The sequence below is a fragment of the Phormidesmis sp. 146-33 genome, assembly GCF_052939515.1.
Window position 1 is genome coordinate 1 of sequence record NZ_JBJPHU010000117.1, and the last position, 20929, is coordinate 20929.

At 47.0% G+C, this 20929-nt stretch carries 15 protein-coding genes; 3 read left to right on the forward strand and 12 right to left on the reverse strand.

The window, feature by feature from the left end:
• The first annotated feature begins 207 nt into the window (after positions 1 to 207).
• Positions 208 to 408 carry a hypothetical protein gene (locus tag ACJ2PR_RS29295; protein ID WP_446879625.1) on the forward strand — a complete coding sequence of 67 codons (201 nt, stop codon included), beginning with the start codon at positions 208 to 210 and terminating at the stop codon, positions 406 to 408.
• A 554-nt stretch (positions 409 to 962) separates the two neighbouring features.
• Here ACJ2PR_RS29295 and ACJ2PR_RS29300 read toward each other — a convergent pair.
• Entirely contained in the window at positions 963 to 2648 is a 1686-nt protein-coding gene (locus ACJ2PR_RS29300; protein WP_446879626.1) for a ShlB/FhaC/HecB family hemolysin secretion/activation protein, read from the reverse strand.
• Positions 2649 to 2739: 91 nt separating this feature from the next.
• Positions 2740 to 5790 carry a two-partner secretion domain-containing protein gene (locus tag ACJ2PR_RS29305; protein ID WP_446879627.1) on the reverse strand — a complete coding sequence of 1017 codons (3051 nt, stop codon included), beginning with the start codon at positions 5788 to 5790 and terminating at the stop codon, positions 2740 to 2742.
• A gap of 118 nt (positions 5791 to 5908) precedes the next feature.
• Between ACJ2PR_RS29305 and ACJ2PR_RS29310 the strand changes: the two genes are divergently transcribed.
• Positions 5909 to 8545, forward strand: coding sequence for a CHAT domain-containing protein (locus tag ACJ2PR_RS29310; protein WP_446879628.1), 2637 nt, complete (start codon positions 5909 to 5911; stop codon positions 8543 to 8545).
• Positions 8546 to 8912: 367 nt separating this feature from the next.
• On the opposite strand, the gene ACJ2PR_RS29315 is transcribed toward ACJ2PR_RS29310, so the two are convergent.
• The 6 genes from ACJ2PR_RS29315 to ACJ2PR_RS29340 all read right to left on the reverse strand — a co-directional run bounded on the left by ACJ2PR_RS29315 (position 8913) and on the right by ACJ2PR_RS29340 (position 15594).
• Positions 8913 to 9371 (reverse strand): DIP1984 family protein, encoded by a 459-nt coding sequence (locus tag ACJ2PR_RS29315; RefSeq protein WP_446879629.1) that lies wholly within the window; start codon positions 9369 to 9371, stop codon positions 8913 to 8915.
• An 82-nt stretch (positions 9372 to 9453) separates the two neighbouring features.
• The gene (locus ACJ2PR_RS29320) at positions 9454 to 9759 is read right to left on the reverse strand and encodes a hypothetical protein (RefSeq protein WP_446879630.1); all 306 of its coding nucleotides are present in this window, start codon (positions 9757 to 9759) and stop codon (positions 9454 to 9456) included.
• Positions 9760 to 9781: 22 nt separating this feature from the next.
• Entirely contained in the window at positions 9782 to 11761 is a 1980-nt protein-coding gene (locus ACJ2PR_RS29325; protein WP_446879631.1) for a ScyD/ScyE family protein, read from the reverse strand.
• Between the two features lie 301 nt (positions 11762 to 12062).
• Positions 12063 to 12845, reverse strand: a complete 783-nt coding sequence (locus ACJ2PR_RS29330) for a DUF928 domain-containing protein (RefSeq protein WP_446879632.1) — start codon at positions 12843 to 12845, stop codon at positions 12063 to 12065.
• Positions 12846 to 12946: 101 nt separating this feature from the next.
• Positions 12947 to 14899, reverse strand: a complete 1953-nt coding sequence (locus tag ACJ2PR_RS29335) for a CHASE2 domain-containing protein (protein WP_446879633.1) — start codon at positions 14897 to 14899, stop codon at positions 12947 to 12949.
• Positions 14900 to 14922: 23 nt separating this feature from the next.
• Positions 14923 to 15594, reverse strand: a complete 672-nt coding sequence (locus ACJ2PR_RS29340; protein ID WP_446879634.1) for a response regulator — start codon at positions 15592 to 15594, stop codon at positions 14923 to 14925.
• 368 nt (positions 15595 to 15962) lie between these two features.
• Here ACJ2PR_RS29340 and ACJ2PR_RS29345 point away from each other — a divergent pair, with 368 nt between their 5' ends.
• Positions 15963 to 17375, forward strand: a complete 1413-nt coding sequence (locus ACJ2PR_RS29345) for a hypothetical protein (protein WP_446879635.1) — start codon at positions 15963 to 15965, stop codon at positions 17373 to 17375.
• A gap of 652 nt (positions 17376 to 18027) precedes the next feature.
• On the opposite strand, the gene ACJ2PR_RS29350 is transcribed toward ACJ2PR_RS29345, so the two are convergent.
• From ACJ2PR_RS29350 to ACJ2PR_RS29365, 4 genes are all read right to left on the reverse strand, one after another.
• Positions 18028 to 18264 carry a hypothetical protein gene (locus tag ACJ2PR_RS29350; protein WP_446858340.1) on the reverse strand — a complete coding sequence of 79 codons (237 nt, stop codon included), beginning with the start codon at positions 18262 to 18264 and terminating at the stop codon, positions 18028 to 18030.
• A gap of 54 nt (positions 18265 to 18318) precedes the next feature.
• Positions 18319 to 18651: a DUF4212 domain-containing protein gene (locus tag ACJ2PR_RS29355; RefSeq protein WP_446879636.1), complete on the reverse strand. Its 333-nt coding sequence runs from the start codon at positions 18649 to 18651 to the stop codon at positions 18319 to 18321.
• Between the two features lie 17 nt (positions 18652 to 18668).
• Positions 18669 to 19937: a condensation domain-containing protein gene (locus tag ACJ2PR_RS29360; RefSeq protein WP_446879637.1), complete on the reverse strand. Its 1269-nt coding sequence runs from the start codon at positions 19935 to 19937 to the stop codon at positions 18669 to 18671.
• A 144-nt stretch (positions 19938 to 20081) separates the two neighbouring features.
• Positions 20082 to 20552, reverse strand: a complete 471-nt coding sequence (locus tag ACJ2PR_RS29365) for a hypothetical protein (RefSeq protein ID WP_446879638.1) — start codon at positions 20550 to 20552, stop codon at positions 20082 to 20084.
• Positions 20553 to 20929: the final 377 nt, after the last annotated feature.

Consider the following 20929-nt stretch of genomic DNA (forward strand, 5'->3'; position numbering starts at 1 on the left):
TCCTCCCTGCGCTGAAGCGACAGGGCTACCAGCACTATCCCTTATCCCCTCGTGTGACCTTTTATCAAAGCGCAGAGATGAAGCCATAATTACCGCTCTTTTCCCTAACTGTAGAATTCGGGATGGCCGCCTTGAGGATTTAGTCACGCTGGCTGAGATAGAATAGCCGCAGCGACCTTGTTTTGTGACACGCCTTACGCTTTTCTGGTGAATGCTGAACCTCTTCCGTTGGATTTCGTAACCCAACAGTTTCAAGCAGAACGGGTGTGGGTTGCTGTCCACGATCGCGATACCCCTGTAGGCTATGCGATCGCGCAAGAGATTGAGCTTATGGACGGAGAGGCATTGGGCGCAAACTGGTTGATCGCGTGTGTGCTTGGGCAAAACATTAGAACTATCGCAAGATAGCCTTATCTACCTTCCGAGGCATTGAGTGGAACGCGCCTTTCTATGCAAAACTGGGGGTTCAGATTTTGGCTGAGGTTGAATTAACTCCTGGCTTTCAGCAGATCAGATGTAACGAAGCTGAAATAGGATTACCCCTTGATCAACGGGTGATCATGTACCGCAATTTATAGAAACTCACACAGTAACAGTAGGAGAATAAACACAGATCGGAATTGTATCAAAGCTTTTCTCACAACATTGGCGTTGCTGAATTCGGGTATGAATTGCCCCAAAGTGGAGGGAACCCCAAGGTTCAAAGTTCCCCATTTTTGGGGATTTAGGGGGCGAAAAGATGGACACTTCCCACAGATTCATCCCGCCAATCAGCAACGCCCTCGCAACATTCTCTAAAAGTTGGCATTGCTGAATTCGGGTATGAATTCCTAAATCTGCCCTCACCCTAACCCTCTCCTAAAAGGAAATGGGACAAGAGTTCTAGCGCCTTTCTCCTTGGGGAGAAGGGTTGGGGATGAGCGAATCATCCCTCTATTGAGCAACGCCTAAAAGTCTATCTCTCAAAACGGCTGATAACGGATTGAAAAGTAAAAACCATTCTCTTGCAGCGAGTTTCTGCGGTTAGCACAAGCGCAAACTCCGGCAGACTCGCCTACTGAAATGAAAGGAATGCCGTAGTCCAGACGCAACAATAGATTGGGAGTCATCAACCAGCGCAAACCTAGTCCTAAACTGGCGATCGTTGCAGGATCAGGGTCAACTTCTCGATTATTCCAAACTGTACCCATCTCAACAAAAGGCACTAACTGCAACACGCTAGGATCAGATGTGAGTGGAATGCGAACCTCAACAGAACCCAACAGACCATTGTCTGCAACCAACTGGTTTTGTCTATAGCCGCGAATGGTATCGACTCCGCCCAGACTAAACCGTTCTAGAGAGAGCAAAGAGTCTGGAGTCAGTTGGGCATCGATTCGCGCAACTAGCAGATTGCGAGTGGACAACTGCTGCACCCACTGAAATTGCCCCAACCACGAGAAGAATCGTCCATCTGTTCCCGAATCATTGGTTGTTGCATCAAAGGCACTGATTCCCAAACTGAATTGCGATCGCGCCGCTAAAACTCGCCTACTACGCCGATCAACCCAATCTTGAGCAAACCGAATTACAGTGACTTTAGATTCTCCATTTTCGGCTCCTTCTGTAAAAGAAAAGGGAATGTCATCGAGAATGTATGTCTGGCTGCGTCGCAGATCGAGTCCCAAGCTCAACGCAAACTCACTGGTTGGGGTTCTAGAAACAGGCTGTCGCAAACTGAGCGAGTAGGTTTGGGTTTTGCTTCTAATGCCGATATCGCGAAACTCTTCTTCAATAATGCGGCTGGTTCCATTGTTATAGCGGAGGCTGAAAGTGCCGTCACGAGCATTTATGGGAATTGTGTAGTTGATGTCATAGAGATTGAGTCCTTCAGTCCGACCGTATTGGGCACTGAGATGATCTCCCAAACCCAACAGGTTATTGTGGCTGACTTCTAGACGACCTTGGGTAGAGCCGAGACTCGGAGACTGATTGTTTTCGATCACGATCGCATGATGAAAGGCGGGAGCTTCTTTGAGACTGACTCGTAAAATATTGCGACCGGGAGTGCTGCCTGCAACTAACTCGGCGTTCACTTGTTCAATCAGTGGATCGAGTTGCAAAAGCTGTAAGGCTTCTTCTAGTCGTCGCTGGCTTAAGGGAGTTTTTGTTGCACGTTCGAGGCGCGATCGTACATATCCTTCTCGCAATCGCCTCAGTCCACCGATTTCAATCTGCTCAAGCTCGCCCTCGACGACTTGTATTTGAACAATGCCCGCACTGAGGTCTTGATTGTTGGGCAAAAAAGCTCCAGAATTGACATAGCCATTTTTGGCATAGAGTTGAACGATTGTCGATCGCAGTTCCAGTAAGTCTTCAAAGGTAATCTCTCGGTTTTGGTAGGGCTGAGTTAAAGCTGCAATTTCAGTTTGCAAGACGGTATTACCTTGCACCTCTATTTTTTTGATAAAGAAGCGATCGCTCGATTGCGGTGTTTGTTGAGGCGGTATTTGAACTGGAGGGGTTGGCAGTTGGAGTTTGGCAGGGGATGTGGGTGTCTCCAACGGTGAAGAACGGGGTAGTTCAGAGGGCTTGGGAATGGTTTGATCAACTGTGTTGGGTGCGGTTGGAGGAATCGTAACCCCAGGGGGCGGGGTGGATTGAGCCATTGCACTGAGGACAAGACAAACTGAGGTCGCAATGCTAGAACTTGAAGCGGCAACCCACTTTAGAATTAGAGACATGTTCACGCTATTAAATCTAAAAACAGTTTCGGCTCAGTACAAGTTTCCCGTTTGGCAGTCGGTAGATGCCTTGAGGTTCTACAATCGGGTCGCCTTTGCGCCAAGCACGACTGGAAGGTGAGGGCTGACGATCGCTCGGTAGCGTTTCCACGCTGACAGTTGGAAAGCTGGAGGATTGAGCCTCCCCAGGACGCTGCGGAAAGCCTCCCGTTCCGGTAATCGTGAAGCGTCCTTGCGTGGGTTGGTCGCGGCGAACAATGCAGCTATTGGCCAGAATGCTGTCGGTGTTGATTTGGTTATCGGGTAATTCGGTGAGGCTGTTTTGAATAAAGCTGACATCCGGGAGCGTAATGATCCCACTCACTGCACCAGTCGCATTGATATCAACTCGGCTATTGTTGTTGAGGGTATCAGGATTTGTCTCAAGCCTAGCCGGACGGTAGTTTTCGCCAAAAAAAGCTGGGGTGTTGAAAGTAATATTTCCGCCTGTGCCGTCACGAGCAGATGCGAGAATATCGCTGTCCTTAAAAGCAAGAATAGAGTTAGCGGTCAGCGTAATGGCACCGCCGTTGTCTGCACCAGAGGCAACATTACTTCGGATGTCACTGTCGTCAAATAGGCGAATCTTTCCAGCCGCAATGGTGATAGCACCGCCTTGAGTTTGATTAGAATCTGTTCTAATCGTGCTACGCTCAGTCCGTAGGGTATCACGAGCCGTGATGGAAACATTGCCTGCTGCTCCGGTTCCGCTGCTTCGGCTGAATAAGGCTGCCCGATCGCGCACTAACAGCCCTCCCGCATCAATTTTTATATCCCCTGCACTCCCGCTTCCTGCACTCTCAGCAAACAAACCCCTTTGATCATTGACTGAGGTACCAATCACCTCAATTAAGCCAGATGCCTTGATCTGCAAGTTACCGCCCTTACCTGAACTGGAAGTACTCGTGGATACTAGCCCTTTATTCACCTCAACCGACTCAGACGCATTAATTTGCAAGTTACCGCCTTTGCCTGTGCCGAAAGTGCCTGCTAACACCACTGCCCCATCGTTCACTTGTAACCGCCCTGTGTCGATCGTCAAGTTCCCTGCATCCCCACTCCCCTGAGTCTGAGTCAACAAGCCGCTGACACCTTGACCATTCGCTGATCCACTCACTTCAACCGAATTAGATGCATTAATCTGTAAATTGCCACCCTTGCCTCTACCGGCAGTAAGGGCTGATACTCCTCCGCTTACAATTAACCGTCCTGTGTTTATCGTCAAGCTTCCTGCATCCCCACTTCCAGCACTCTCAGTAGTCAAGCCACTCAGATCCCGACCATTGGGTGAGACACCGCTCACCTCAACCGAGTCAGACGCATTAATTTGCAATTTGCCGCCTTTCCCGTCCCGGACAGTACCTGATACCTTTGCCCCATCTCGTATCCGCAACTGCGTCGTGTTAATCGTCAAGTTTCCTGCATCCCCACCGCTGGCACTCTGAATAAACAAACCACTGGGGATGAGACCAGCAACCGAGGTTCCAATTACCTCAACCGAGTCAGATGCATCAATTTGCGAGTTGCCGCCCTTCCCTACATTGAAAGTACTGGCTGATATCCGCGCCCCATCTCGTATCCGCAGTTGTCTTGTGTTAATCGTTAAATTTCCTGCATCCCCACTCCCTTGAGTCTGAACTAACAAAGCACTGGGAATGCGACCATCGGCTGAGGTACCAATCAAATCGATCGAATCAAACGCAGTAATTTGTAAGTTGCCACCTTTACCTAAACTGAAAGCAGTCGTTGATATCGCCCCCTGATCGCGCACCAGCAGTCGCTTTGTGTCGATCGTCAAGTTTCCTGCATTCCCACTCCCGAAACTCTCAGTAGTCAAGCCACGGCCACCTTGACCATTGGCTGCTCCAATTACCTCAACCGCATCAGAAGCCGTAATTTGCAAGTTACCGCCCTTGCCTGATCCGATAGTGCTAGCTGATACTCGCGCCCCATCCCGTACGCGCAATCGCCCTGTGTTAATGGTTACGTTTCCTCCCGTTCCCGTTGCTGTAGAAACCACGTCAGCGCTCATGATCGAACTTCCACTCAAATTCACTTCTGCTACATGTACCCGGATCTCTCCGCCGTTTCCTGCTCCTAGAGTATCCGCCCAAATATTTGAGCTTTGTTCCATCTCCAACTGGGCACCGCGAATCTGAATGTCACCCCTTGCCCCACTGGCATCAACAAACGCCCCGTTGGAGAGCACGATCTTGCCGAAATCAGTGATGGAGTCATACCCCAAGACAAAGCGATTTCCACTTTGAGTCAAACTTATTTGACCCACACCACCTACACTGCCGAGTTCAATACGTCCTCCGGCTGCGGTCAGTCTTCCTTGTAGGAACACATCGCCACCCACTAAGGCTAGAGTTCGATCCGGTTGCACCTGTAGTCCTGGAGCAAGATTTGCTGAATTCAGTTGACCAATCGTGCTTTGTGCTTGCGATCGATTCACAATGGGTTGAGCCGCGACCGCATTAAACCACAACGCTGAGGGACTGATGTTGAGCAGTGTACTTGTTGCAGGTTGTGAAGCACTGAACAGTCCTGTTTCACCTAATTTGATTGCGTTTGCGGTCGTTGCTAAGAATGAACCCCGCACATCTAAACTAGCAGCAGATCCGAACACAATGCCTTTTGGATTAATCAGAAACAAATTGGCAGTCCCTAAAACGCCTAATCGCCCTAAAATCTCCGATCGATTTGCTCCTGTCACACGAGAAAGAATATTGTCAATACCACCCGGATTGGTAAAATAAGCGCCTTGTCCTTCACGAATATTGAATTGCTCAAAACTATGAAACAGATTCGCGCCTCGAATTGCCCCACCCTCAATGCGAATGCTGGGAATCCCTTGTATAGTAACATTGGGTGTAACTACAGAACTCTCACGACCCAGCGTGTTATCAGGCACGATTTGAGCCAAAACGCCTTTACCAACTCCGATTAAAAGTGTCCCAACTAAAGCAGCACATCCCCCAATCTTCCACTGCCAGCCTCTACTGAACCTGCTTTTGGCAATCATAGGTTCACTTCTCCAACACTGTTAAAAATTATCAAGTCCTGGAAGATGCACGTTTAGATCGAGCATAGCGCCCAACGCTTCGTCTAAAATCCTCTTTGGAATTTAACCCTAGTTTACTATGATTAGCCGCCAATTCCGCGTCCGTTGCTTTCTAACTATTCTGTTTCTGTGTAGTCTTATTGTTTGCTTGTGGCTGAATAATACTCCTCTTACGGCAAACGCGCAGTCTGCCACTGCTAGCCAACTTGTACAACAAGGAATTGAACGCTATCGAATTGGGGATGTACAAGGATCAATCACGGCTTGGCAAACTGCCTTAACAGCCTATCAAAATACCAAGGCTCGCGCTAATGAGGCGATTGTCCAGGAAAAACTGGCGATCGCTTATCAGCAAATCGGTCAACTGGGAGAAGCCATTAATTATTGGAAAGCCGCGATCGCGAACTACCGTCAGCAAGGAGATTTTATTAAAGTAGGACGATTGCTCACCGAACAAGCACAAACTTATAGTCGTTTGGGACAAAACAAAGTCGCGATCGCGCTGTTATGTGGGGCATCCCAGACGGATGATTGTCCTAAACGTGAAGGAAGTGCCTTGCAAATTGCTGAGAAATTTAGCGATCACCAGGGAGAAGTCGCTGCTTTGGGAAGTTTGGGAGAAGTCTATCGCCTCACAGGAAACTATGATCAAGCGATCGCAGCGTTGGAAACTAGCTTAAAGGTTGTCCAACAGGGCAGTCCTCCAATGTATCGTCCCTCCGTCCTGAATAGTCTCGGTAACGCTTATGTGAGTAAAGCTCAACTAAACCAGCAGCGGGCTGATTCTACGCAGTTGAGAGGGGCAGAAACTAAAGCAAGTGAATTCGCTAAAACTGCCAGTTCTAACTACGACAAAGCCCTAGACTATTTCAATACTAGTCTGGAACTGACTCGCACTCAGAATGACCCGTCGAGTCAAATGCGGACACTGCTCAACTTGATTCAGCTTTATGACCGCTCAAAAGACTCAAACTCTAATCAGGCAAAACAGAGATTGCAAGAGGCTTTGGCTCTGCTTGAGCAACTTCCCAATTCTTCTAGTAGAGTCTATGCCGCGATCGATCTAGCCCTGGTTCTTTCTGAGCATTCAACCTCACACTGTTCGCCACAAACGCTAAACAATCCACAGGCTGAGAAGCTTCTCACACAAGCGGTTGCAGTTGCTCAAACTATTCAAGATTCTCGCGCTGAATCCTTTGCTGTAGGAAATCTGGGACATCTCTACGAGTGTCGCAAAGACTACAATCAAGCCTTATCGTTTACTCAGCAAGCGCGGTTAGCCGCCGACCAAAAACTGCGTGCTAAAGATAGTCTTTATCTATGGGAATGGCAGGCGGGACGAATTTTTAAGGCACAGGCGAAAGCGGCTGAGGCAAGTCATGCGTATGAACGCGCGATCGCAACCTTAGAAGGTGAGGGAGGCATCCGAGATAATTTGTTGATTGCTGAACGAGACTTGCAGTTTACTTTTCGAGATACAATCAATCCGCTCTATCGTGAGTTTGCCCAGTTAAAGCTAGAACGCGCGGAGTCCTTCCCAGTGGCTAGTCAAGCGTACCAAAAGGAACTAGATTCAGCCCTCACTGCGATCGATTCTTTGAAGCTAGCTGAGTTGCAAAACTACTTTGGCGATGAGTGTGTTTTGACCGTTTTTGATCAAGAGCGCGTCGATGACTTAGAACGAGAAGACACGGCTGTTTTTAGTTCGATCATTCTCGAAGACCGAACCGCGATCGTCGTCAGTCTTCCCAATCCCGAAAAGAAGCTGGCGACAAGAAGATTAAAGAAACTAATCTGGATCAGTGATAGTAAAAAGCTGAGAGAAGAGATTAAAACATTCCGACTAGACGTTCAGAAATTTTATGATCTCACGGATGCTTATTTAGCGCCTGCACAGAGCTTATATAACTCAATCATTCGTCCTGTTGCTTCTGATCTAGCTGCTGCACAAATCAAAACCGTTGTGTTCATTCAAGACGGACTTTTACGCAGTGTCCCAATGGCTGCACTTCATGATGGTCAAGAATTTTTAGTGCAAAAGTATGCGATCGCAACTACGCCAGGTCTGCGTTTGACTTCTCCTCAACCTGTAGACTTTCGAGGGCTGCGGACACTAGCATTAGGGCTAACCCAAGCAGCGATCGTCGAAGGTGAAAGATTTACGCCGCTGGAGAATGTTGCTGGTGAACTCAGTCAAGTGATCGCACGATCGCCAGGAAGCAAGAAGCTGTTGAATGAGCAGTTTACTCGTCAGCGATTAGAGCAAGAACTAAAACAAGCAATTTATCCGGTGATTCACATTGCGACTCATGGCCAGTTTGGCACGATTCCAGAAGATAGCTTTTTAGTAACAGGCAACAATCAGAAACTTACAATCACTCAGCTAGAGAGCGACATCCGCCGCTTTAGTAAAGGTTTGGAGCCTGTGGAGTTGCTTGCGCTTACTGCTTGTCAAACGGGTATAGGAGACGATCGAGCGACATTAGGAATTGCTGGAATCACGGTACAAGCGGGGGTCAGAAGTGCGTTGGCTTCCCTTTGGTATGTAGATGATGCGTTTACTCAGGAACTCGTCAGCAGATTTTACGATAACTTACGCTCTCAAATGAGTAAAGCAGAAGCCCTCCAAGCAGCGCAGAAGACATTGATTAGCCAAAATAAGCAGATTCACCCCGCTCAGTGGGCACCTTTTACCCTAATAGGCAACTGGCTCTAGAACCAGGAATATAGCTAGCCCCAATAGCGCACAAACGATCATTTTTAGTTGGTTCGTTAGATCCCTCCTAGACGTAATCAGTGGTCAGTTGTGGAGCCATGACCAAGAACTAACCACTAACAACCAGCCACTTCAAGATTCCCACAGACCATTTAGAGACAATTTACGATTGAAACAGTTCCCCTGACCCACCCTCACTTATACAACAGACCAGCACATGGTAGTTACATTAACGTTACCTATTACGCTTGTCACAGTACTGGGCTTTATTTGTTCGGGTTTGGTATGCCCCTACCCAGTCTAGTAATCTGCAAGTTTGCCAGTTGGCAGGTTGTACTCGCTTCTGCTGCATCAGCTACCAGCTATTTCAATCCAAGAGATCAGTGTTCCAATTAGCGGCTTGGATGGTTGAATCTAAAAGCCGATATTGTTGTGATAGCTCATCTACTGTCCTCCGCATTTCAGAAATATTAACTGTACTTACATACTTTATCTCAGACCGACTATAGCGATCTTGTCTGGCTGAAGCCACCTCTGCCAAACTGCTATACACGGTTCGTTTCATCAGAAGAATGTCTCTTTTTGCCAGCGCATCTGACAGCGTACCTTCTTCCTGAAATGAAGTCAGTGAGTTGGCTTTGTTGATTCTCCGAATGAGCATCTCTAGTTCACTCGAAAGTCTTTCCAACTCAGTAAGTAGCTGCACTGGGTCTTCTGGAGGCTCTTCACCTTCTTGCACTCTAGCGCTTGTAAAAAGCCTTTGCTTCAGTTGTTCGATTCGTTTCTGAATGTCGGCTCGCAGATTTAAGGATTCAGCAAGTTTCATAATCGCATCCAAATCGGTTCATCATAGTTACAAAGGGCACTCACTGTCCAAATAAGCAACCCTACCCGATCGAGAACTAGCTTTAACTCGGCTCAAATTTGTATCGATGCCAATCGCAAACAGCCTGATAACCAACTGTTGTATAGATGTGCTTGAACGTTGAAGTTTTGATGTTGGTACTCAAGTAACAGAATTTGCATCCCTGCCCGATAACTTCTCCATCCTCTTCTACGATCGCAAGATAGGGAAATTTAGGATGTTGCTCTGGAGATTTTACTAGCGCCTTTATGAAGTTGAGCAAGAAAAATTGCTGGGCTTCGTGCTGTAATAGATAGGACTGAGTGCGATCGTGAAACTCCACTGCATCTTCAAATTGATAAAGCTTCATCTTTGACCTCTTCTCGAAACAATCACGAAGTTTGACTAATCACACTCACGTTTGGGTCAAGATCGCCGCCTGTCTTGTAGACATAATCGAAAGCACCTCGATCGCCCAGCAGATTTGCTCGCAAGAACAATCCACTCCAACGTCCGATTGCGCCATTTGCGGTTGCTTGATCGAGCGCGGGACGATTTGGCTCAAGCGTCACGTTGTCTTCATTGGTAATACTATATTGATTCGCACCCTCGATCGCAATCAGCGCTTTCGGCTTATCTTGAATCTTGACATAGGTGGATGCCACTTCACCAAAATCATTGATGCCACTGAGCGTTCCTGCAATCAAACCAGTGGGAATACCTTGGTTGTCGATCGTTGGAAATATACCACTATCGGCTGCTGTCTGGAAGCTAGTGCCGTAGAAAATGCCTGCTTTGAGTTCAGACGGTCGAGTATAGTCACTGGTCGAGGCAGACCGAACAATATTTTGAATCGCGGCTAATCCGACAAAGCCGCCAAACCCATGTCCCAAAAGTCCTAAACTTGCAGTATCCGCAATTTCAAAGATCGGTGAAGCAGTATTCGTATCTTCCAGTTTTATTTGAGCCAGCACCTCATTGACTTGCTGCTCCTCTGCCAAAAGCCCTGAAAGGGGTTGTCCATCCATCAAGGTTAGGGTTCGTTGATTGTTTGGAACAACCACGACAAACCCATAGCTTGCAACTTCTTTTGCATAGTTAGAGTAGTCTGCTTTATCGGTGAAAGCTTCCTGCAACATCAGCGCGATCGGGAGTTGATCGGGCGTTGAGCTTGGCAAAACTGGGTAGTAGATATCTGCCGGATCACCATCAGCGGTAATCGTGGTGCTATAGCGTTTCACCTGGTCATAAATTGGATCGGGGCTAAAGGTAGTTTCCCGCTTCATCCGCAATACCTCTCCTTGTCCAGCGATAAAGCCCTTGTTAGAAATATAAATATCACCTTTAGAATCGAGTGCCAGACCCGTCGGATTGGTCAATTCATTCGTTGCAATCGTCGTCCGAGTTTTCCCGTCTGGAGAGACATAGATCAGCGCACCTGCATCGCTTCCGTTCAAAATGCCATCTGCGTCATATTCTAGAACATACAGACCGCCAGATTGATCAAAGGCGAGATCCGTGATATTTGTAAACCCACCGGCATAGACTTCCGGATCGCCTTCCGCATTGAGTCGATACACTTGTGCCGTTCCGGTTTGAAACGGAAATCCAGTTAATTCCCCAACATAGAACGCGCCATCCGGCCCCACGGTAATTGAGGTCGGAACAGACTGCCGTACGACAGATTCACCCGTGATTGGGTTCGTCGTCGTCCGAGTTGGAAAGACAGCTTCTAAATTCAGGTCGCCACCAAAAGCTCGCTGACTGAGTAAATCATTCGCACCCGAATCTAAGACATAAGCGGTATTGTCCTTAATCAGCAAGTCATAAAGATTGGTGTTGACATCTTGCTGGTCAGGGTTGTTATTTTGTTCATAAGCGCCAAAATCCCGGAGTCTTGTCCAGGAAGAACCTCCGTCAAAACTGTCGATCGAGATTAACTGGCTAAAATCAGGAACTTGTAGAATGCTGTCGCGGTTGGCTGGATTGCTAGCAAGACCCACGATCGCGTAGGCGTTTCCATCGGCATCAAACTCAATGTTATTGACACCCGCTGCATCTGATCCATCCGGTAATGCCAGCGATGGCAGCCCAGTGACAACTCGTTCTGCGACCCCATTTTGAATTCGAGTAATCGCACCCGTTGCTCCATATGACAAAAACGCGCCGGGTTGACTTGGAGACGGAATACTCGTGTCTGTTCCCCCTCGTCCTGCTTCGGCGACGTAAAGCGCCCCATCCAAACCAAAGCTTAGTTTACGGGGACTATCTAGACCACTTGCCAAAACCTCAATTTGCACCTGCTGTGACGTTTCTACAGGTTTAGAGGTAGATGCTGTCTCTGAGGTCGAGATTGGAATTGTTTCTAACATGTTGCCACTCCGATAGACGATCGAGCACCTGTGTCTGGTTAAAACAGAAAGGGTCTACTGCAAGAAATTCCGGCAGTTCGACCCATGCGGATGCTCTCTTAGTCATCTAGTGGGTATTTCTATGAGCTGGTTATGCAAAAACTGCTCAAAGAAAAGAGGCATTGCTGAATCCGGATCTGAATCTGAATCTGAACTGTTGAGTTTGAAAGGCTGGAAGTCCCTTGGAATTGGGGCCAGGAGCGCGTTAATCCCATTGTTCAGCAACGACAGAGAAGAATTTATCCCAAAAATCTTTAAGTCTCTAACGTGCGCTGCCTGCAATCTGCTTTAAGGTTACACTCTGTTTCGCGATCGTATTCCCTTCTGGAGACGATGATTCTGGCATCGTTTTTGAGACTTCTGACTGAGCTAGATCATTCAACAGCGTTGCACCTAATGTCCCCAGTTTCGATGCTTGGGCTTGCTTGAGAGCTTCGCTTAGTGCGTCATACCATAATCCTTCTTCAGCGTAGATATTGGCTCTCTCAGCACTGTTGCCCGCTTTACTGAGTTTATTTTGCATAGAGGTAGACATTGCGACAACCTCAATACTAGTTCCGCTGACTAAATCACCCGATGGATTATCTGGATCACACTGAATCACGACCTGCCAGAAGTAGTCTTTCCCTGGTTGCAGTCCTGGTTCGTTCTTAGAGAAGGGAGACAGCTTCATGATGCCCGGTGAACTTTGCAAGGACAGTTGGCGAATGGCCTTGGGCTTGCCGTTTGGCACCCACTCGTAGATCACAAATTTCATAGGTTTGGCTACGGAGTCAGGCGGGACAAACCAAGCAAATGTAGGATGCCCAGATGTTGTCCGCCCAATATAAGTGCGAGAAGCCAAAACAGTCAGCGGCAGTTCTCCTCCAACACAGCCTCTGGTTGTTCCTGCGTCCGATCGACGACCTTTTGGGGCAGGTTTTTGAGCACCAGGGACATAAGCGGCTTCAGCCGATGAAGTAACTACTAGCCCTAAGCTCAACGTACAACCAATGATGAATTTGAGGTTGATACTTTTATTCAGGAACCGATTGATTAGAGTCATAATTTGGTGAGGCAAAGGTTGGTTGAACTGAACAATACCGATAAAAGCGCAAATGTTTCGTTGACTGCTTCTAACAATCTAACGGTTCGTTTAGCCGTTCGTTATTTTTTGTTGAAGCTGAAATTTAACCAATTTAGAACCAAAGCTTTAGTTCTGCGTCCGATTTGGGCAAAGCTCCAGGTTTTACCTGTTAGAGACCAGGTTAATTGACATAAAGTTCCTTTCTCATTCAGTGAAGTTCGCTGAAATGTCCCTCTTAACCCTCTGGCGATCGCGAGACACTGTTTGGTTCCGCGCCCTTGTAACTCTGATCGAGTCCCAGCCCCATTGTCTTTGATACTCAAGGTGTATTGGCGTTCTTTGTACTGTCCAGTTGCACTAAGCCGAGTTACTTTCTTAGCATGTTTACCCACATTGCACAGGGCTTCTTCTAGAAATTGACAGAGTTCGCGCTTTTGTTCGATGGTCAAGTATTGCTCTTCGATCGAATCGAACGAATAAGCTTTTACTCTTAGCGTTTCAAAGCAGGGAAAGCCGCGCTGGAGCGTATGGCTGTAGACTTCATAGAACAGATCGCGAATGGGCAGCTTTAAGTCTAGAATTAGACCACTGCCGAGACGCAGACTTTCTTCTTGATCGAGGGCCTCTAGTTGCAGGTATTCGCCGATCTCTCGGATTTCATAGTTGAGATCTTTGAGGTCTTCGAGTAGTTGACGGGGTTCTATATCCTGGTCTTGGACATGCCTCAAGAGATTGGCCAAGGTTTGCAGAGGGCCGCGATGAAGTTCAACAAAGGTTCGTTCAATCGTGCGGTGACGTAGCTCAATCTGAGATCTCAACTCGCGATCGTACTGATAAAACGCACTCAAAATCGCCCCATTGGTCACCAAAGCTAGTAGAGCGGGTGCGACTGGAATCCACCACCCTCTGAGGATGCAAACATACCCCAGTCCTACTAGACCAAGGCTAACTCCGGCAACAGACACCAGGTTTCTGAGGGGCGATCGTGACCTCCGACCGAGATAAATGGCGAAAATACCCCAACCCACAATCCAAACATATTCCCAACCCTGTGACCAAGTTTGCAGCATGGGTCGTCCATCGAGAACTGCACTAACAATTTGGCTCACCACATGGGCATGAAACTCTACGCCATAAATCTTTCCGGGCGGTTGCAACGTTGCAATTGCAGCAGTACTAATCGAATCTTTAACACTCTGAGCCGTTACCCCAATCAACACGATCTTTCCACCCAGGGCTGCGCGTAGCACATTGGGCTTTTCAATCTCGTTAATCTCTCGAAGCGATAGTGTGCGAAATCGTTGCCAACCGCTGCGGTAATTGACAAGTAGCTGAACGCCGAAGTCATCTGTACCTTTGTAGCCCCCAGCATTTGGAGCAACGCGAGGAAGCTCTGTTGAGTCAAATCGCATTGCTTCGCGATCACGAATGCCGTTACTTAGTTCAATCCCTTCTGCTTTGAGATAGCGCTCTACCAGTCGTAAAGGCAGAGAGAATACATATTCATCGTTTTCAGGCCTTTTGGCTCCCAGCAGAGCGCGTCTAACTTTGCCGTCATTGTCGGACAAAACATCAGCAAAACCGATCTGTTCAGGAGGTAAGTTAGGAGGTGGCTGAATGGGAAGCGGTAAAACCTTTTCAACTGCAATTAAGTTTTTGATCTCTTTGAGGGCTGCAACTAGTTCAAGATGACCCGGCTCAACAGCGATGTCTCGCACGAGATCCAGTCCGATCGCTCTAGGCTGGTATTTCTGCAATGTTCTAAGTAGTTTGGCAATCTCACGATCGGGGATGGGGTACTTTCCAATTTGTTGGATATCTACTTCGTCAATTCCGACAATGACCACTCGCTCGTCGATCGGCTCGGCAGGTCGAAGATGCAGAAAGGAATCAAGCGTCACGCACTCCAGAAATTGTAGTGACCCACTGAGGCGCACGAGAATCACCATCCCCAAAGCAGCAATTCCTGGCAATGCAGTGACCGCCCACAGCGCCATTTTTTGCTTCAATTCGTTCCAACTGGCAAGCAACAATGGTTTATTCCTTACAAGATTAGTTAATCGATAAACCCTTCTTCTCTGGCTCGTTTCTCAGTTTGAATGCGGAGACTTTTGCCGTCTTCGAGGTAGACACCAAGCACATCTTGAACTTTAGCCCAGTAGTGACGCACCGTTCTGAGAGAGACTCTCATGCGATCAGCAATGACTTTATCTTCTAATCCTTCACTAAATGCGAAATTAAGTAATTCAATCCATTCTAATTTGACCTCTCCTGGTGGCATTCGCAGATCCTTGGTATGTGTGACTCCTCTCAGGGCCAGGTCAATTCGGTTCAACATCTCCTGGCTCGAAAGCCCTTTGTCTGCGACGGTAAATCCTCCTTCATGAGCATCAATGTCGGATTTAATTCGCACCAGTGCTTTGACATAGCTGCTTTGCACCACCAAATTAAGAGTGACATAGGTTTTCATTAAGGTTCGCAAGCTTTTAATACCACCGTTGAGTTCGGCAGCGTCCCCGGAGGTTTCGGGTAAGGCGAGATCGATGATCACGAGATCGGGCTGAAGCACTTCGACCTGCTGGAGGGTGCTCTGGATTGTTTTAGCAGTAAAGAGTTTGGCTTGGGGATAGTGCCGTCTTAGCAAGTCGATCGTTCCACTTAGAATTAGTTCGTGATCATCGACTACCAGTATTTTAAGTATCCCTTGTTTGGGGAGATCTTGACTCATCGTTGAGACCCCGAAAATGTAAGTTTCTCAGCTTAGTAGATGATAGAACAAATCATCAATCTGAACAATCAAATGAACCGCCTTTTACAAAATTTGAAATCAACTAATCACTCGATTGCACACTTGTGCAACAAGGTTGGCAGACTTGTGCAACGGAGGTTGCTGAACTATGTCAATAACATTGCATAAGAGGTTAAGACAGCTTTTCTGTTTAATCTTGTACCTTGATCATAAGCGCTCAAAACTTTTCTAAGACTACAGAAGCATGGTCTCAGTTTGTAAAATCACAACTGCTTGAATCAGTGAGAAAGCCAGGAAGATAACTGGCCTAGTCTTCTAGTAATATTCGTTTCTAGTGAGTCAGAAAAATGAAGAAACGTCAAAGCAATGTGCAAAAATTTTCTACATTCCTGAGCTTTCCAGATGCAGGAAAAAGTCTGACGCTGACCCGATGGGTAACAGAATCCGCTTTAGAGCGCAGCATCGAACAACAAGTGCAATCGTATCCAGAACAAACCGCCGAAGCGTGGGCACTTCATTTTCTTAAGATTCTACAGAATGAGAAGGCTCAAGTCGGTGAGCGGCCAATAGCAGAAAAGCATCTGTCAGCTTTCTTACAAGAAGTGTGCTATCAGGCAGCACAGAAGCTACAGAAGCAATTTCAATCTGTTCAGTATCGGTATTCGTTAGCTGATTTGTTTCAGATTGGTAACTTATTCGTCAATCAACCCGCCAAACTCTTCCGAAGTTTTAAGTTAGACCATCAGAGCAGTTTGGAAGGCTATGCGAAAACAGCAATATACCGCTTTATTGGCAATACCATTTATACTCAAGACCTCGAAGCAAAGCGAGAAAAGTTCTCTGATTATGGGCTGTTAAAGGACTTAAGCCGCAAAGAACTCAAAGAAGCTTTGGCATCCAGAGGAATAGAGACGAGTCAGATTGATGCATACTGCTTTGCAGTCTACTGCCACAGCACGGTTTGTCAACCTCAGTCAAGGCACAATAGTCGAAGTCTAGAAGCGCCGAGCCAGGAAGAGTTAGTTCAGATCGCTGCTTGCTACAACCAGAAGCAGGATCAGTTGATCACACTGACGGAACTTGCTGATGCAAACACGATTCAAGCGATGCTTTCAACATGCATTCGATCGGCGCGCGACTATCGAACAAATCGAGTTCTGACGCTTGAAAGTGATGAAGTTGTTTCTGATCCGATGCCGACACCTTTGGAATCCGCTATCCAGACCGAAGAAAGAGAACAAGTCGAATCTTTAGTTTCTCAGCTATTTACAACGATTCCAGAAACGGGGCAAACTCTGCTAAAGCTTTGGCTAGGGTTAAATTTAACACAGGCTGAGATTGCGATCGTGTTAAAGCGCAAGCATCCAGAATTGCAAAAACAATATCAAGTTGCTCGTCACTTAGGAAAATATAGTAGGAATATCTTAAAGGAATTTCTTCAGCAGTGTCAGCAACTCAATCCTGGCTTGGCTTTACAAGATGATAAAGCAATTGAGACCATTCAAGAATTGCTAGACGAATGTTTGCAATCACACTGTAAACGGTTGGTGCACATCTACCTAGATCAGTTTAATCAGCAATACATCAGTAGAAATGTTTTTTTGATGTTCACTCACTCAGTAGAAAGCAAGCCAGGTTTCCTACAAGTGTTTGAGAGCCAACTTGAACATGATCTAAACTTGCCTTCCGAGTCTTTAAAATTTGTTAGCAACAAAATAGCTGAGGTTGTGAGCGAATGGTTACAGTCTACTAGGTTATGAACTGAGGTTCTAAGTTAGTATGAATCCCATTGATCCTGAGCTAATGTGTGAATAGACAGTCATTAGCCTCTGTAAGCTTCACCTCATTTCATGAGTATCTGCCGTATCGCATTGTTACAACTGAATCAAGGAGAATCTTGAACTGGTTACTTAGAGCTATTAGAAGTGATCGTTCAGATGGGAAGACAAGTTATTTCCTACAATCAGCCAGGATGTGGCCATTGCGATCGGTCAAAGAACGCAGATTTATATTCCATTGGTTGATTTAACGTGAGTTCGACAACAGTTTTTCGCTTCGGTATTCTGCTCTTTTGCGCCCCAACCCCTATTCTGAAAGTTTCCCAGAGTTGGCGGATTGGAAGGCAGAAGCTTGAGAACGAAGCAAAAAACTTCATCGAATTTACGTTTATTTAAGGACAAACTTGTAGTATCTAAGTAGCTGGGTGCAATTAAACTGAAGACCCTCATCCCCTGACCCATTAAGCCGGACTCCCTCTCCCTGGGGAGACGGGCTGGCAAAGCTCTCGCCCCACTTCGTGAGGGGGGCAATCCGAGAGTTTGCACAATTGGAATGCTCCCTGTTAGTAGTTAGTTCTTAGCCTTTGATTCACCACTAACTACTAACCACCAAATTCTCACAAGTAGAACACGATTATCCTTGCGCGTGCTCAATGTTGTGAGTAGGGTCACGCAAATCTTCTACCAGAGCTTGAATCTCTGCGGGCGGTGGAGTCATGTTCGCAAAAGGCTGAATGTACTCGCTGAAGCCCAGATCCGTTTGCAGCGCATTCAATCGTCCGACAATATCGCTAAAGGTAAAGCCGAGTTGCGGCACAAAAAATCCGGTCAGCAAAAAAGAGAGTGCGATCGCGGGAATCAGATACGCCACAATCAAAAAATCCCTTCGTATCGATATAGATATAAAGCACAAACGAAAGGATAACTAAAACAATCGTCTAACCTTCAACTGACATAAGTTAAGCCTCGGTATATTGGAACTGGAGTGCGATTGAGGGAGACTGCCACGGATGTACTTGCGATCGAGCCTATCCATTTGAACGGCATAAATAAAAATTAGGGCGACAAACACGTAGATTGAGCCTTGCTGCGCCATCCAAAAGCCAAATGGGACTCCGCCGAGCCGAATGTTATTGAGCAGTTGCACCAGCAAAATGCTGAACACTAGTGAGGCTAACACCCAAACCATCAAGAGACTAAAAATTAAAGTCGTGTTCGTGCGCCAATAAGCTTGACGGCTCGTCCTGTTATTTTCCATTGCTCTAAGGGATTAAACTACAAAGAGAGAACGGGATTTGAAGGCAATAAAACTCCCTCACTTAAGACTTCCAAAGCTTCTGCCAAACTTGCACTTGCCTGCTCCAAAGTGACCGTAGCGGGATTAGTCACTGTCACGGACAATTGACTGCCCAAGGTCGCGACTCCTACAATCCGCTCATTCTCCATTCCAGTTAACACCGCTGGGCCATAGAGGGCTTCGATCTGCAATGAGCCAAATTGTTGTTCAAATGGCAAGCGTCCCAAGTTAGTCACGATTAGATCATAACCATGCGCTTGATGCATCGCCTGGAAAACCGTTTGCGCCTCTGGCAATGATGCGGTAAGCCTTTGCTGCTGACGAATGACCTCAAACAGTTGAGTCGGCAGCCTCGATTTTGAGAGTTGAGACTTCAGAGACCGCGCCGTTTCCCATAGGGATGAATCTTCCTTGAGATCGTGCTGAGTCAAGCCAAAGGAGATATAGAGTCCCACAGCTTGACTGATTGCTGGAGTCAACTGCGATCCTTCAGAACTTTGCAAAGCAAATCGCGCATTGATCGGGGACTGACATATCAGCGACGATCCTCGTTGACGCGCCATCGCTAATAAGAATGCTGCACTAATTGCACCATGTACAGTGGTATTTTCTTGACGAGCACGATCGCACACCTGCTGGGTCAACTGGGTAGACAACAGAGCCATTCTAATACGAGAACGAGGACGACTAGAAACCGTAGTGGAGTACTCGCGAAGCCGGGGTTCTTGCGGTAATGTTTGTTGCTCATGAATTGGGATTAACTGTTCAATCGGGTGAGCCTTTGATAAAGGTTGTAGCGCAGAACTTTCAGATTCCAAGCCTTTTACAATGTCTCGAATGAGGCAGGCGATTGATAGACCATCAGCGATCGCATGATAACAGGTCACAATTAACTCAGATAGATGCTCCGATTGCAACAGCACAACCCGAACCAGAGGGGCAGTCCGCCAGTCAAAGGAGCGAGTCAACTCAATTTCTACTTCTCGCTGCCAGTCGTGGTCATTTTCCCGCAGCACCCATCGAAGGGGAATAGGCGCAGTTTGCTCGACAAATTTGGGGTGTCCGGTTTCTGCAACTGCAATGCCTACCCGAAGTAAAGGATGCTGCATCTGCACCTGGGACAGCGACTTCCGAAGTTGGTCAAGGCTAAAGCTGCCGCTGATTCTAGCACTCAAGGCAAAGTGAATCGGCAGAACTTGGTCATATAACCAAAAAGAATGCTCTAGCGTACCCAGCAGACGTTCCATATGATGATAGTTCCTTAAAGATAGCGGCGCAGAGGCAAACATCGGACTTGTGGATCGTTTGCTAATTACTGATCCTTCTAATCCATTCTCTGAACCTACAGTGGTCTTAGAACATGAGCGATGCGGCTGATTGGTGCAATTAGATTAATACCAATCGTCCGAAACCGTTAGAAATAGCTTGACGTGTTCAAGAACAAGGCGATCGAGTTCCCAATCCCCAAGCACCTCAGCCGCAACCCAGCCTGTTGTTTCTACCTCAAACCCAAACTGAACTTGCACCCATTGAAGTTGCTTCTCGTGTAGCGATTGTTCTAAGAACACAGTAACATCATCACCATTGTATAAAATGTAAATCAGTTGAGCCGTTAGCGATGGATGACCCTGAACCCTGATACCCTTAGATGGCGCATTAGCAACTCGTGCAAAGTAGACTTCGCGGAGCGGCTGTTCAGCTTCTGCAAACTCCCCTTCGTCAATGGGCTGCGGGCTTTGAAAGAACATGCTTAATTTTGACCAAGAAATCGACAAAGGCGATCGCAAGTACCGTTGAATAAACGATTTTTTTTGCAGTTGATTCTTCCAATCTTGAAGTAAATGCTCTTGATGAACTGGCATAGATTTCCTCTCTGGTTCTCAAATAGTGCAGACGATTCGGTGCAGGTCAAGCAGAGACAGATGTGCTATCTCAATGGCACTCCAGGTTCTTCTATCATGCACAATTCTCCTGACTAACTGCCTAGTAGTGTGTGACAAATAGTGTGTAACAAATAGTGTGTGACGAGTAGTAACGCTAGTGCAGGTCGTGTGTGAGTTATTACTCTACTAACTTGTGGGGACTCAAGGCAGACGATTATGCAATTCGCCAGATATTTGTTGGAGAAGTCCATAATGTCCTTTCATCGCTGCATAAATGATGGACTTGCCCGCAGCTTGGGTAACTCAGATCTTGCACCATTCTCAAGAAGGGGTTGCCAAATCGCCAGAAATCTGAA